Origin of the sequence: Ruania halotolerans (assembly GCF_021049285.1) — a bacterium.
Lineage (GTDB): Bacteria > Actinomycetota > Actinomycetes > Actinomycetales > Beutenbergiaceae > Ruania > Ruania halotolerans.
This window is the reverse complement of the sequence record NZ_CP088017.1, coordinates 2,902,029-2,915,325: the sequence shown is the minus strand read 5'-3', so window position 1 is coordinate 2,915,325 and position 13,297 is coordinate 2,902,029. Positions and strand designations below refer to the sequence as shown.

The following is a 13,297-nucleotide window of genomic DNA, read 5'->3' as shown; positions in this document are numbered from 1 at the left end:
TCGTCGCCAGCATGGTAGACGACGCACCCGCTCACCACGTCCCCACCCATGACGCTCCCGCCCGCGTGAGGCAGCTCCGCCTCGTCGTCGAGGCCGAGGACTTCGACGCAGCCGTGACCTTCTACCGGGACGTGCTCGGCCTGCCCGAGCGGGCAGCCTTCGAAGGCGAAGGAGACGCCCGAGTGGCGATCCTCGACGCCGGTATGGCGACACTGGAGTTGGCGAACCCGGCCCAGGTGAAGATGATCGACGCGGTCGAGGCGGAGGGCCGGCCCAGCGCCCGCATCCGTATCGCTTTCGAGGTCGACGACAGTGCGGCATCAACCATGGAACTCGTCGATGCGGGCGCCGAGCTCATCGCCGAGCCGCGCGAGACCCCATGGCGATCACTCAACTCGCGTCTGCATGCGCCTGCGGACCTGGAAGTCACGCTGTTCCAGGAGCTGGGAGAGAGCTGAGCGGACAAGGGCGGGTCTGAGCGGTCCCGCCTCCGCTCGCCGGGTACTGCCATCCTCACCACACCCTCCCGCGGGTGCACGGGGTCCTCCTGAAGGACGACCCCTTCGCAGGGCCGATATCGGTCGCTGGAAGGTCGAGCGATCTCGGCCGGTCTCCGTAGCGTCGTTGACGGACGGGCCATGAGGCTCTCGTCCGTTGACGACAGGAGAACTCATGATCGAGGTGGCGGCACTGACGAAGTGCTACGGGACCACCAGGGCCGTGGATGAGCTGAGCTTCACGGCACAGTCGGGGACCGTGACCGGATTCCTCGGTCCGAATGGCGCCGGCAAGTCGACCACGATGCGGATCATCGTGGGACTCGAACGCGCAACGTCGGGCGCTGCGACGATCGACGGCCAGCGGTACGCCGATCTGGCCGCTCCTCTACACGCCGTCGGTGTCATGCTCGACGCCCGCTCCGTGCATCCAGGGCGCACAGCCTTTCGCCACCTGCTGGCGCAGGCCCGGACCCACGGCATCTCCCGCTCGCGCGTGGACGAGGTGATCGCGATGACCGGTCTGGAGTCCGTCGCGGGCCGCAGGGCGGGGACGTTCTCGCTCGGTATGGGCCAGCGGCTCGGGATCGCCGGTGCGCTCCTTGGTGATCCGCACACACTGATCCTCGACGAACCGGTCAATGGCCTCGACCCCGATGGCGTCCTGTGGGTGCGCAGGCTCGTCCGTGACCTTGCGGCGCAGGGCCGGACCGTACTTCTCTCCTCCCACCTCATGCACGAGCTGGCACTGTGCGCCGACCGGGTGGTGATCATCGGCAAGGGTCGTCTGCTCGCCGACGCCTCGGTCCAGGAGATCGTTGACCGTTCCGAGCGTGCGGGTACGGTCCGGGTCCGCACGGCAGAGCCCGAGGTCCTTGCCCGCGCGCTGCTTGAACTCGGTGCAGACGTGGCGCCCCAGGCTCCCGGGGTGCTCGAGGTGCGCGGGATGTCGGTCGATCAGGTCGGGGGCGCGGCGCGCCGGCATGGCGCCACGGTTCTCGAGCTGGCCACCGAGGGCGGGACGCTCGAGGATGCCTACCTGCAGCTGACGGCCGATGCGGTGCAGTACCGGGGCCGCAGTGCCGAGGACTCGACCGCCCTGCCGGCCACGGGAGGTGCCCGGTGAGCGCGCCCGCCTCGTCGTCCACCGACGCTCCCGCCCGTCAGCTGGTTGCAGCGACCCGTCGTGGTGCGACCTTTCCACGGGTCGTGGCCGCGGAGTGGACCAAGCTCACCAGTCTGCGGTCCTCGTACCTGCTCGCAGCCGCCACGATCGCGGTGTCCGGAGCGCTCACCTATGTGTCAGCGAACGCTTCCTCCGGTGATCCAGGCTTCGACCCGCTTGGCTCGCTCACCTCGGCGCTCGTTCTTTCCCCGGTCAGCCTCATGGTGCTGGGCGTGCTGATAGGGACGGGGGAATTCAGCACGGGCACCTTCCGCGCGACTTTCACGGCGGTGCCGCGGCGGCTGCCCGTGCTCGCCGCGCAGGTGGTGGTCACCGCCGCGTTCGCGCTCCTGACCTCGCTGCTGGCCGTGGGTGCGGCGGTGGCCGGCATTCTGCCGGCGGCCGGTTCGCGGGGGATCACCCCGAACCTGATGGGGGAGGGAACGGTCCTGATCCTTGCCGGAATGGTGTGCTATCTCGTGGGCATGGCGATGTTTGGTATGGCCATCGGGGCGCTCCTGCGCCGCCCGGCTCGCGCCGTCCTCGCCGCGGTCACGCTGACCCTCGTGTTGCCCGTCGTGCTCATGCTCGCGGCCGATATGGCGACTGATCCGATGGCCATGAGCGAGTCCGGAGGGCCGTCGACGGCGCAGACCGTGGTCAACACCGCCGTCACCTTCTCGCCGAGCGGCGCCGGGTCACTGCTGACCACACCGGAGGGCAGTGGCATCGATGGCGCCCCGGACCTTGGCCCGGGAGGCGGGGCAGGTGTCCTCGGTGCCTGGATCCTCCTCCCGCTCGCGGGGGCCGCGGCGGCCCTGCGCACCCGAGACGTGACCTGAGGCGTGGACGCTCGATGACCCACGAGGTGACCAGTACCCCCCGGCACCGATCGGTGCCCAGGCGCTCCAGGTGGCCGATCTCTGCCTCAGCCCGCGCGCGGCCTGGCGTCACGTTCGCCCGGGTTCTCGCGGCAGAGTGGACCAAACTGCTCAGCCTGCGTTCGACTGTGTGGACCGCAGTGGGCACGATCGTCGCGGCGGCCTTGCTCGCGTACGCATTGGGTCTGTTCGTCCGACCCGGCGACGCGCAGTCCGGGGCGTCGCTGATCGTCTCCGGCTACCTGCTCGCCCAGCTCGGCACTCTGGTCCTCGGCGTTCAGGTGGGAACGGGTGAGTACAGCACGGGCACGTTCAAGGCCACGTTCACCGCCATCCCGCGGCGCGTGCCCGTGCTCGTGGCGCAGGTGGTCGTTACGATCATTGCCGCGCTCGGGACGGCGGCTGCTGCGCTCGTCGCGTCGTTCCTGGTCACCATCGGTCTGCGGGCTGGCCACGGGCTCACGGTCGACCTCACCGATGGTGAGACCGTCCGCCTGATGTCCGGATTCGCGGTCTACCTGACGGGTGTCGCGCTGGTCGGGCTCGGAATCGGGGCACTGCTGCGCCGTCCCAGCGCCGCGCTCGTTTCGGGGGTGATGGTGCTCATCGTGATCGACCACCTGCTCGCAGTGAACCCCGGGCTGATCACCGACACGGTCCGCGCGCTCCTGCCGGGCTCTGGGGCGCGGCTGCTCATCGATGACGCCGGACTCACCGCCCTGGACGCGACGAGCCTAGGACCGCACCTTAGTGCGTGGGGCGGGGGAGCCGTTCTCGGTGCCTGGGTTCTCGCGCTCCTTGTGGCCGGAGGGTACCGGCTGCGACGCCATGACCTCACGTGAAGGCGGTGCGGCGATACCCACCCCGAGCGGTATGCCCGGGCGCCGGCGGGATGAAGGATGGGAGAGTAGGAGCGTGACGATTCCGCGCGCCGCCGGATCCGCGCGCGTTCAGGGCGCGGGCTCGGCCCCGCCACTGACGGAGACGCAGGTCCAGCGGCGGGGGCCGCTGGGTCGTCTGGTCGCCGCTCATCCCCGCATCGCCGACGCGGCCCTTGTTGTCGCCGTGCTGGTGCTCGGATTGCTTACTGTGCTCTTCGCGTCACTGACGGTTCGAGGGGCGACTGGTCTGGGCTTGTACCCGCCGGACGCGCGTGCGGCCTGGTTGATTCCGACCGTGTGGCTCGCCGGCGCGGCCGTCGGGGCGATGCTGGTGGCCGCCCGGCGAGCGCGGCCGATGGGCGTCACAGTGGCGCTGTGCGTCCTGGCGGTGGTCTCACTCGCCACTGCCGGCGTTCTGGGGGTGGTGGGCGTGTGCCTCGCCTGTGCGCTCTACACAGTCGCGGCCACCCGCACGGCGCGTACCGCCTGGATCAGTTGTGCGGCCGTGTTCGTCACGGTGTCGATCGCCCTGTGGTGGTGGCAAGATCTCGGTCTCGCAGAGATTCTGCTCTGGAGCGACCCGATGACCACGCCCACCGGTGATCCGTTCCACCAGCTCCCCGAACCCGACTTCTCGCCAGGGCGCCGATCGGCGTCGGTGTTTCTCCTGCTCGCTCTCTTACTGCTGGGAGTGGCTGCCGGCTCAGGAGTGCGTGCCCGCCGGTTGCACGCCCTCGGGCTCATGGAGCGATACGAGGCGATGGCCCGAGATCGGGACAACAGTGCGGCACTCGCGCGCGCTGCCGAGCGCGCTCGCATCGCACGCGAGCTGCACGATGTCGTCGCACACAGCGTCTCGGTGATGGTGGCCCTGTCCGACGGCGCAGGAGCGGCCCTGGAACGGGCCCCGGACAGTTCACGCGAGGCCCTTCGTGAGCTCTCCAGTACCGGCAGGACGGCCCTGTCGGATATGCAGCGCGTGCTCCACGTGTTCGACCCGGAGGACGCCGACGGCAACGCGCACCCCGAGCTGACGGACACCGCTGCGACCGATCTGAGGACCGTCGTCGAGCGATTCCGGGTGGCTGGCCTACCCGTGACGGCCACCGGACTCGACACCGGACTCCCGCAGGACACCTCACTGCGTCTGGCCGTGGTGCGCATCGTGACCGAGAGCCTGACCAACGTGCTCCGGCACGCCCCGGGCACTCCATCGGTGGAAGTCGCGCTGCGGCGCAGCGGCGAGGTCCTTGAGGTGGAGATCCTCGATTCGGGTGGCACGCGGCCAGGGACAGGCGGCGGAACCGGACGGGGTGTCGTCGGTATCCGCGAGCGGGTTGCGCTCCTGGGGGGCCATGCCGAGGTCGGCCCCCGGCCGGGCGGAGGGTGGCGCGTGCGGGTCGCCTTGCCATGGACCGGTAGTGAGGACGGAGAACACGGATGACGACGGTGTTGCTGGTGGACGATCAGGCGCTGTTGCGGATGGGCTTTCGCCTCGTGATCGAGTCCGAGCCCGACCTCGAGGTGGTCGGGGAGGCGTCGGACGGTGCAGTCGCGCTCGAGCAGGTAGCGGCACTCTCACCCGACATTGTGCTGATGGACATCCGGATGCCGGGTATGGACGGTATCGAGGCCACGCAGCGCCTGGCAGTGGAACACCCCACCACGAGGGTTCTGGTGCTGACCACCTTCGATGTTGACGAGTACGCCTTCGCCGCGTTGCGCGCGGGAGCGAGTGGATTTCTCCTGAAGAACGCCAGGCCGGACGAGCTGGTGGAGGCGATCCGGACCGTGGCCTCGGGCAGTTCCGTCGTCGCGCCGCGGGTGGTGCGGCGCATGCTCGACTTGTTCGCTGCGCACCTGCCCACCGATGCGGATGCCGGTCACTCTGAGGACGGACTCGATCCTCGCCTTCGAGCGCTCACTCCTCGGGAGCTCGAGGTGCTGCGGTGCGTGGCGGAAGGACTCTCCAATGCGGAGATCGCCGAGCATCTCGTGCTCTCCGCCACCACGGTGAAGACTCACGTCGGCAGGATCCTGGCCAAGCTCGGAGTGCGCGATCGGGTGCAGGCGGTGATCGCCGCGTATGAGTATGGGCTCGTGGGGGTCGGGGAGGGCGACGGCGGTCAGCACCTTGGCCGCTGACGCTCGACCAGGGCTCGACCGTGACTGCGGCTCGACCGTGACTGCCGCTCAGAGGTAGTCCTCTAACCGGGCGATGGTGAAGTCAGCCTCATCGGCCAGCTGCTGGATCTGCTGAAGGTTCGCCGGAAGATCGTCGGTGAAGTGGGTGAGGATGATCTCGCCCGGGACCAACTCGTTCCCGTGGGCGAGCGAGACCTTGCCATCCTCGGCGGTGCCGCTCCAGTGCACCACGGCGGTGGTTTCGCACGCGGCAGCGGCCTCGGCGGTGTTGCCGTCCGAGGCGCCGTACGGGGCGCGGAGCAGGGATCCCACCGCGCCGGAGCCACCGAAACGCTCCTTCAGCAGGTCCACCATGCCGCAGATTTCCGCCCGTTGCTCGGCCACACCGTGCTGCGTGAGATCCGGATGACTCAGTGTGTGCGTGTGCACCGTGTTGCCGAGGGCGATGTACTCCTCGAAGTAGGACGCGTGCAGGCGCACCGGGTCGGCGTTGAGGAACAGGGAGACGGGCATCTCGTGCTCCGTGACGAGGTCGAGCGCCTGCTCACTGGGGTAGTGACCGTCGTCGATGGTCACGAAGATCACGCGGTCGTCGGTATCGACCCGATGGATCACCGGGGGCGCGTCTGGTGCAGGGGCATGATCGGTGTGGCCGGTCTGAGCTGTGTCATCCTTCGATTCCAGGGGCGGGGTACTTCCCACCGTTTCGCGGAACGTCTCGCGGAGCGTGTCGGGGCCGACGGCGGTGGCCACTGTGGCACCACCGGCCAGCACCAGGGCCGTCGCTGCCAAGGCGATCAGGCGACGACGGTTCTTCCGGCGAACGTGGATGTCACGGTGCGGATGATGGTGCGTAGGGGCGGGGGAGTGTGTGTTGGTCATGCCTCGACGGTGGCCGGCTGGTGGTGCAGGCACGTGACGGGAAGGTCGCAGTCATGTCGCAGCCGGGGTCTGTGACAGAACTGCGACGTGATGGCGACGAGGGGCCGATCGCGCATCGGGAGGCTCGCCCGTATGAGCTCCTCAGCCGTCGCGCGAACGCACCATCCAGTCCAGCCGTCCGCTGCCCAGCCTGGGCTCAGAGCGTCGAGGCACATCACGGCGCTCGACGGGCTGCGCGGAATCGCCGTCGCCGGGGTTCTGCTCTTTCACACCGGCCATCTCAGGGGCGGGTTCCTCGGCGTGGACCTGTTCTTCGTGCTCTCCGGTTTCCTCATCACCTCCCTGCTGCTTCGTGAGATGACCACCGGTGCGATCTCGCTGACGAGATTCTGGGCACGCCGCCTGCGCCGGCTCTTCCCGGCACTGGCCACCATGCTCGCCGTCGTCACGCTCACGGTGTGGGGACTGCAGCGGGCAGGCACGGCCATCGGCACCGACCTGGTGCGGACCACGCTCACCGACGGTCTGTGGGTGCAGCTGAACCTGGTGAACTGGCACCTGCTGGCCCAGGACGCGAGCTACTGGGAGGCGTTCGGGCAGGCGAGGATCTTCGCCCACCTGTGGAGCGTCGCCGTCGAGGAGCAGTTCTACCTCCTCTGGCCGCTCGTCCTGATCCTCGTGCTGGCAGTCCTGCGCGGCCGGTCCCCGCGCACTGTGCCGTGGGTGGTGCTGGGGGTGTGCGCCGTGCTGGCGGCCTTGTCCCTGGCGCTGATGGTGGTGCTGACCGATCCGGCTGATCCCACGCGCGTCTACACCGGCACCGACACCCGTGCGTTCTCTTTGTTGCTCGGTGCGGCTGCCGCGACCGAACCTGCGCGGCGTTGCTTCGACGCGCTGCTGAGGATTCTCGGCCGAGCGGCCGGCAGCGTGATCGCGCTGCTAGCTGCGGGCCTGCTCACCTCCTGGTTCCTCACCGACGGCACCAGCTCAACGTGGCTGTACACCGGTGGGCTGTTCCTGCACGCAACGACTGCGGCGGTGCTCATCGGGCTGTGCGCCGCCGCTCATGCGCGCACCGGCCGAGCCCCGGGAGTGCTCGGCTCCCTGCTCGAGGCGACCCCGCTGCGCTGGCTCGGGCGGGTCTCCTACAGCCTCTACCTCTGGCACTGGCCGGTGATCGTCCTGCTTCCGCCGGAGCTCACCGGCCTCGGCGGATGGGCGCACACTCTTCTGGTGCTCGGCGTCTCGGTGGGCTTGGCAGCGGCATCGACACACCTGGTGGAGAACCCAGTGCGGTTCCGGGCCTCCTGGGCGCGCGGTCGCACCGGTGCGATGGTGTTCCTCCTCGCCAGCGGGGCACTGCTGGCACTGTGGTTCCTGCTGCCGGAGCCGACCGCCCCGCAGGTCGACATCGGCGATCTGTGATACCTCACAAGACGGGGCAGGACCGTGGGCCCGTCCGCGGGTCCGTGCTGCTGGCCGGGATGTCGGTGAACGTCAGGCGCACCTGCATCGCCGGTGATCCTCCGGCCTGGATGTGCGTGGCCAGCACGGTGCACACGATCTGATCCACACCGTCCGAATCGACTTCGGGCGTCGCCAGCGGGAGGCGTACCGAGATGATCTCCTCGCCGAGCGTTACCGGGGTGGTGCGCACCGCCGTCTCCGCGATCCCGGTGCCCAGACCAGAACTCCCGGGCCCCGTCAGCAACAGGGAGACCGCCTCCTGAATGGAGCCGAGCCGGCGCGTCTGGCGCTCCTGTGCGACGAGATCGCCGCCATCATCGAGGAAGTAGAGCGTCGAACCCGGCGCCAGGCCCGTCGGTGCCTCCGGGCCCTGCTGTACCTGAGAGGGCTGCACCCCACAGCCGGCAAGCGCCAGCATCGAAACCAGGAGCGCGACTGGGCGGAGCCGTCTGTTCATCACCGGTCCTCACTCTCCTGGTTGCCGCCCGCACGCGGTAACCACACGGTGAACTGGGCACCGCCGCCGGAGGCGTTCGCCGCGGTGAGTTCGCCGCCGTGCAGCCTGGTGTTCTCCCAGGCGATGGCCATCCCGAGCCCGCTGCCGCTGCTGCGGGTGCGGGCGGCGTCGGCCTTGTAGAAGCGTGTGAAAATCCGCGGCAGTACGTCCTCGGGGATGCCCGGCCCGGAGTCGGTGACCGTCACACGGACGCCCGACGTGGTGGCGGCGAAGGTGATGTGCACGGGCGGTGCGCCGTGGGAGCGGGCATTGCCGACGAGGTTTGCCAGCACCACGTCGAGACGGCGACGATCTGCCTGCACCACGAGATCGGCGCCGTCGGGTGCGGCGATGGCGACGTCCTGCGTCCAGCCGCGGGCCCGCACACAGTCACGGGTGAGGGTGAGAATGTCCGTGGATTCCCAGCGCATGGGCGCCGTGCCGGCGTCGAACCGGGCGATCTCCATGATGTCCTCCACGAGATGTACCAGCCGCCGGGTCTCGATCAGCGCCATCCGGGCCGACTCCTGGGCCGCAGCCTCGTCGTCGCTCTGGGCGTTCTGATGCTTGAGGGCATCGTGGAGGATCTCCACGGCTGCGGTGAGCGTGGACAGGGGAGTGCGCAGCTCGTGGGAGACGTCGGCGGCGAAGCGTTTGGCGTCCTCCTGCATCCGGGCCATCGCCACCATTGACCCCTGCAGGGACTCGGCCATCTCGTTCACCGTATGGGTGAGCTGGGCGAGTTCGTCGACGCCGCGTGGCTGCGTGCGGGCGTCGAGGTCGCCGTCGGCGAGCCGCCGGGCCGTGGTGCGCAGCCGTCGTACCGGCGCCAGCACGGTGCGGGAGGCCAGCAGGGCGAGGAGGACGGCGACCGGGAGCACCAACGCCGAGGTGCCGATTGCCGCCCGGGTCAGGGCGCTGATGTCGCTTTCGACGGCGGAGAGATCCTGGGCGCTGTAGACCTCTACCCCCGAGGGGGTGCGGCTGCCGTCGGGCGCGGTGATCATCACCGGTGCACCGATGACCAGCCACGGGGTGTCCGCCACCATCACCCGTTGGGTGACGGTGTGGCCCGGGGCAGTGTCGCCGCCGACTGCCGCGCGCAGCTCGCTGGTGAGCAGGCCGTCGTCGGCGATGAAGATGCCCGATGCTGATTGCACCTCCTGGTAGCGGGCCATGGAGTTCGTCCCGACAGCGGCGCGCAGCTGGTCCAGTGCGTCCTGGCTCGGCGGGTACTCCACCGTCGGTGCCACCGCCGTCACCTGCGCGACGAGGGCGTCGGCATGCTGCTGCTGGCTGGACTCGGTGAGAGCCCCGGAGGCCTGTCGCGCACCCGCCCACGCCGCCACGCTCGCCCCCAGCACGGCGACCAGGACGAACACCAGGATGAACCGCCCCCGCAGGCCACGGATCCCGAGGGGCAGCAGCCGTTGCCGCACCGGGCCGGCTCTCACACCGGTCCGAACCGGTAGCCGAACCCACGCACCGTCTGGATGAACTCGGGGCGGGAGGGGTCGCCCTCGATCTTCCCGCGCAGCCGCATGATCCCGTTGTCCACCAGCCGCGAGTCACCGAGATATCCGTGTTCCCAAACCTCTTCGAGCAGCTGTTGCCGGCTGAAGACGCGCCCCGGTGAGCGAGAGAGCGTCAGCAGCAGACGCAACTCGGTCGGGGTGAGCGGTATCGGGGTGCCGCCCAGGGTCACAGTGAGGGACTCGGTGTCGATGCGCAGCCCGCGGTGCGCCCGGACGCCGTCGGGGTCGCTCACCGCACGGCGCAGCACCGCACGGATCCGAGCGTCCAGCACGGCCGGCTGGACGGGTTTGATGACGTAGTCGTCGGCCCCTGCCTCCAGACCGCCGACGACGTCGAGGTCGTCGCCGCGGGCGGTGAGCATGATGACCGGTGCCTGCGAGTCCACGCGGAGACGGCGGCACACCTCGAAGCCGTCGATGCCCGGGAGCATCAGATCGAGAACCACGAGGTCGGGAGGCTCCTGGGCCAGGGCGGCTAGTCCTTCCTCGCCTGTGGCGGACGTGCGGATGGCGTAGCCGTACCGGCCCAATGCCAGCTCCAGGCTGCGCCGGACCAGTGGGTCGTCTTCGATGAGGAGAACGGAGGTCACGCTCGCCAGTCTAGGAACGGCGTCAGGGATGACCGCACTGGTTCTGGGTATGGGGAGAGTTTGCGACACGACTGTGACAGCAGCGCTGACCTGTGGCGACATCGGCCGCCGAGAGTGGTCCTCATGATGAATCAACACACGACAACCACACGTATCGCCGCCGGTCTGATCGCAGCGCTCGCTCTCACCTCATGCTCCAGCGGGCTGGGTGGGGGATCGGACAGCGAGGGCGGCTGGACCGAATCGTCGGCCGCTGCCGAATCCGGCGTCTCACCGTTGCTGTTCCTCGGAGACTCGGTCGCTGCCGGTCAGGCTCTGCCATTGAGCCAGGCCATGGCTGAGAGCGGGGCGTACTTCATCAACGAGACGTCCACCGGTGGCGGCAATGTGGTCGGGCCCGACGCGGCCTCACAGTGGGAGGACCTCCCGGAGCGGCTGGCAGAAGCGGACGGAGGCACGGTCGTCTATCAGATCACCAGCTACGACTGGGGCACACCGAAGGAGCAGGAGCAGGCCTACCAGCGGCTCGCGACAGCCGCTGCTGACGCCGGTGCGGACCTGATCGTCGTCTCCATGCCACCGATCGAACCCGATGAGTTCTATGCCGATCACATGGATGAGTTGGCCACCGCCGCCGAGCGGGCCGCCGATGTAGCCGCGGACGACGAGGGCGTCGAGTTCCTCGACGCGACCGAGGTATGGGGCGAGCAGTACTCCCGTGAGCAGGACGGACAGGTCCACCGCAGCAGCGACGGGATCCACACCTGCCCGCAGGGGGCCGCACACTTCACCAGCTGGCTGCTTGAGGAGCTCGCCGGCTTGTACCCAGGGTTCGAGCCTGCCGACGCCGATGAATGGGCGAACGCCGGCTGGTCCTCGGACGAGACGTTCACCGGGTGCTGATGGATGATTCCGTGCCTCGCCAGGGTGTCCTCCACGGAGTGTCCCGTGCTCGGGAAGGGCTCGCAGCGCCGGGACTCGGTTAGACCGTGGCGGCGTGAAGGCGCACTGTGATGCGGAGCCCGCCAGTGGGCCGTGGGTCGATGGTGAGTGTTCCGTCGTGTGCGCGGACGATGCTCGTCACGATTGCCAGGCCGAGGCCGACTCCTGCATGGTCGTGGTCTCGGATGCGGTCGTGGCCGCGCTGGAAGGGTTCAGTGAGTGTCGTGGCCAGCCGTGGTGAGATTCGCTCCCCGGTGTTCTCGATCGTGAGAGTGACGGAGCCGGAATGGGCGGCGCACCGTACCCACACCCTGCCGTGGTCGCCGATGTTGTGGACGATCGCGTTGTGCACGAGGTTCGTGGCCATCTGCAGCAGGAGTGGTGGCGAGCCGATGGTTGGCGCGACATCGCCGGAGGCGTCGAGTGTGATGTCACGTTCTTCGGCCAGAGTCAGGAGCGTTTCGGCGGCCTCTTCTGCTACCAGGGAGAGGTCGACCCTCTCGCGGGTGAAGGATCTCCGGTCAGCGCGGCTGAGCACGAGCAGCGCCTCAGTGAGATCGATCGCGCGCGTATTCACCGTGTGCAGGCGATCGATGAGTTCGTCGGTGTTCCGGTGGGGATCATCACGTGCGACCTCGAGAAGAGTCTGCGAGATCGCCAACGGGGTACGCAGTTCATGGGAGGCATTGGCAGCGAATCGCTGTTGTTCGGCGACGTGTGCTTCGAGCTGGATGAGCATCGCGTCGAAGGCATCGGCGAGTTCACGGAACTCGTCCCTGCGGCCGTCGAGGTGGATGCGGTGTGACAGCGATCCGTTCGCCACCGAGCGGGTGGCTGCGCTGATTCGAACCAGCGGTGCCAGCATGCGGCCCGCGAGAATCCATCCGCCAACCAGTCCGAACACCAACAGGAAGGCGAGCGCTAGTGCCACCCGAGGAGCGAATGCGCGCTCAAGGTCCGAGCGGTTGGGGACGAACGGTCCTCCGGTGTTGATGGGGCCGTCGGGCACGTACCGGAGCAAGAACACCCACACCACGGCAAGCAGGAGCGTGCCCGCGATCATGAGGAAGCCGGCGTAGCTGAGGGTGAGCTTGACGCGAACGCTCAAGCCCGGCCGCCTATCCACGGCCACCGCTGCCGCGTTCGGCAGTGGGAGCCGGATCGATGCGATACCCGACGCCAGGCACCGTCTCGATCACCCACGGTTCGCCGAGTCGTTTGCGCAACGCCGAGACGGTGATCCGGACCGCGTTGGTGAACGGGTCGGCGTTCTCGTCCCACGCCCTTTCCAGCAACTGCTCGGCACTGACAACACCTCCCGCGGCACCTGCGAGTACTTCGAGCACGGCGAACTGCTTGCGGGTGAGTGGCACGTAGCGACCATCCCGGAAGACCTCACGGCGGAACGGGTCCACCCGCAAGCCTGCGATGTCCAGAACTGGGGGCCGGTGGTGGGAGCGTCGGCGGTGGAGAGCGCGGAGCCTCAGGACGAGCTCGCGGAGCTCGAAGGGTTTCGTCAGGTAGTCATCGGCGCCGAGCTCGAATCCGGTGGCCTTGTCGTCGAGCCGGTCGGCAGCGGTGAGCATCAGGATTGGTGTCCCGCTGCCGGATGCGACGATGTGCGCCGCGATCTCATCACCGGAGGGCCCGGGCACATCGCGGTCCAGTACGGCAACGTCGTAGACGTTGATGCTCAGCATTTCCAGTGCGGTGTCACCGTCGCCCGCAATGTCGGCGGCGATCGCCTCGAGGCGCAAGCCATCGCGGATGGCACCCGCAAGATAGGGCTCGTCCTCGACGATCAGCACGCGCATGA

At 68.8% G+C, this 13,297-nt stretch carries 14 protein-coding genes; 8 read left to right on the top strand and 6 right to left on the bottom strand.

From position 1 onward, the window contains the following. Window positions 1-11 precede the first annotated feature (11 nt). The 6 genes from LQF10_RS13005 (at window position 12) to LQF10_RS12980 (ending at window position 5,569) form a co-directional block, all read left to right on the top strand. Window positions 12-458, top strand: coding sequence for a VOC family protein (locus tag LQF10_RS13005; protein WP_231064262.1), 447 nt, complete (start codon window positions 12-14; stop codon window positions 456-458). A 214-nt stretch (window positions 459-672) separates the two neighbouring features. Beyond that, window positions 673-1,623, top strand: coding sequence for an ATP-binding cassette domain-containing protein (locus LQF10_RS13000; protein ID WP_231064261.1), 951 nt, complete (start codon window positions 673-675; stop codon window positions 1,621-1,623). Continuing rightward, window positions 1,620-2,504 carry an ABC transporter permease gene (locus tag LQF10_RS12995; protein WP_231064260.1) on the top strand — a complete coding sequence of 295 codons (885 nt, stop codon included), beginning with the start codon at window positions 1,620-1,622 and terminating at the stop codon, window positions 2,502-2,504. Before LQF10_RS13000 ends, LQF10_RS12995 begins: the two co-directional genes overlap by 4 nt. 26 nt (window positions 2,505-2,530) lie before the next feature. Next, window positions 2,531-3,385: an ABC transporter permease subunit gene (locus tag LQF10_RS12990; protein WP_231064259.1), complete on the top strand. Its 855-nt coding sequence runs from the start codon at window positions 2,531-2,533 to the stop codon at window positions 3,383-3,385. A 73-nt stretch (window positions 3,386-3,458) separates the two neighbouring features. Next, window positions 3,459-4,868, top strand: a complete 1,410-nt coding sequence (locus LQF10_RS12985) for a histidine kinase (RefSeq protein WP_231064258.1) — start codon at window positions 3,459-3,461, stop codon at window positions 4,866-4,868. Next, on the top strand, window positions 4,865-5,569 hold the full coding sequence (locus LQF10_RS12980) for a response regulator (protein ID WP_231064257.1): 705 nt from the start codon (window positions 4,865-4,867) through the stop codon (window positions 5,567-5,569). Before LQF10_RS12985 ends, LQF10_RS12980 begins: the two co-directional genes overlap by 4 nt. A gap of 48 nt (window positions 5,570-5,617) precedes the next feature. Here LQF10_RS12980 and LQF10_RS12975 read toward each other — a convergent pair whose 3' ends face one another. Further along, on the bottom strand, window positions 5,618-6,451 hold the full coding sequence (locus LQF10_RS12975; RefSeq protein ID WP_231064256.1) for a polysaccharide deacetylase family protein: 834 nt from the start codon (window positions 6,449-6,451) through the stop codon (window positions 5,618-5,620). Window positions 6,452-6,583: 132 nt separating this feature from the next. Here LQF10_RS12975 and LQF10_RS12970 point away from each other — a divergent pair, with 132 nt between their 5' ends. After that, window positions 6,584-7,876 carry an acyltransferase family protein gene (locus tag LQF10_RS12970; protein WP_231064255.1) on the top strand — a complete coding sequence of 431 codons (1,293 nt, stop codon included), beginning with the start codon at window positions 6,584-6,586 and terminating at the stop codon, window positions 7,874-7,876. Window positions 7,877-7,880: 4 nt separating this feature from the next. Here LQF10_RS12970 and LQF10_RS12965 read toward each other — a convergent pair whose 3' ends face one another. The 3 genes from LQF10_RS12965 to LQF10_RS12955 are packed head-to-tail and all read right to left on the bottom strand — an operon-like array spanning window position 7,881 to window position 10,539. Then, complete coding sequence (locus tag LQF10_RS12965; RefSeq protein WP_231064254.1) at window positions 7,881-8,375, bottom strand: GerMN domain-containing protein; 495 nt, start codon at window positions 8,373-8,375, stop codon at window positions 7,881-7,883. After that, entirely contained in the window at window positions 8,375-9,868 is a 1,494-nt protein-coding gene (locus LQF10_RS12960; RefSeq protein WP_231064253.1) for a sensor histidine kinase, read from the bottom strand. Before LQF10_RS12960 ends, LQF10_RS12965 begins: the two co-directional genes overlap by 1 nt. Then, window positions 9,865-10,539 carry a response regulator gene (locus LQF10_RS12955; protein WP_231064252.1) on the bottom strand — a complete coding sequence of 225 codons (675 nt, stop codon included), beginning with the start codon at window positions 10,537-10,539 and terminating at the stop codon, window positions 9,865-9,867. The genes LQF10_RS12960 and LQF10_RS12955 overlap by 4 nt, the downstream gene beginning before the upstream one ends. A gap of 123 nt (window positions 10,540-10,662) precedes the next feature. On the opposite strand from LQF10_RS12955, the gene LQF10_RS12950 reads away from it, so the two are divergent. Further along, entirely contained in the window at window positions 10,663-11,442 is a 780-nt protein-coding gene (locus tag LQF10_RS12950) for an SGNH/GDSL hydrolase family protein (protein ID WP_231064251.1), read from the top strand. A 79-nt stretch (window positions 11,443-11,521) separates the two neighbouring features. Here the strand turns inward: LQF10_RS12950 and LQF10_RS12945 are convergent, their stop codons facing one another. Further along, window positions 11,522-12,589, bottom strand: coding sequence for a sensor histidine kinase (locus LQF10_RS12945; RefSeq protein WP_290371096.1), 1,068 nt, complete (start codon window positions 12,587-12,589; stop codon window positions 11,522-11,524). A gap of 10 nt (window positions 12,590-12,599) precedes the next feature. Further along, window positions 12,600-13,295: a response regulator transcription factor gene (locus LQF10_RS12940; protein WP_231064250.1), complete on the bottom strand. Its 696-nt coding sequence runs from the start codon at window positions 13,293-13,295 to the stop codon at window positions 12,600-12,602. Window positions 13,296-13,297 lie beyond the last annotated feature (2 nt).

Coding starts and splice junctions, on each gene's coding strand:
- LQF10_RS13005 (WP_231064262.1), top strand. CDS start 12: ATGGTAGACGACGCACCCGCTCACCACGTCCCCACCCATGACGCTCCC.
- LQF10_RS13000 (WP_231064261.1), top strand. CDS start 673: ATGATCGAGGTGGCGGCACTGACGAAGTGCTACGGGACCACCAGGGCC.
- LQF10_RS12980 (WP_231064257.1), top strand. CDS start 4,865: ATGACGACGGTGTTGCTGGTGGACGATCAGGCGCTGTTGCGGATGGGC.
- LQF10_RS12975 (WP_231064256.1), bottom strand. CDS start 6,451: ATGACCAACACACACTCCCCCGCCCCTACGCACCATCATCCGCACCGT.
- LQF10_RS12970 (WP_231064255.1), top strand. CDS start 6,584: ATGAGCTCCTCAGCCGTCGCGCGAACGCACCATCCAGTCCAGCCGTCC.
- LQF10_RS12965 (WP_231064254.1), bottom strand. CDS start 8,375: ATGAACAGACGGCTCCGCCCAGTCGCGCTCCTGGTTTCGATGCTGGCG.
- LQF10_RS12950 (WP_231064251.1), top strand. CDS start 10,663: ATGATGAATCAACACACGACAACCACACGTATCGCCGCCGGTCTGATC.
- LQF10_RS12940 (WP_231064250.1), bottom strand. CDS start 13,295: ATGCGCGTGCTGATCGTCGAGGACGAGCCCTATCTTGCGGGTGCCATC.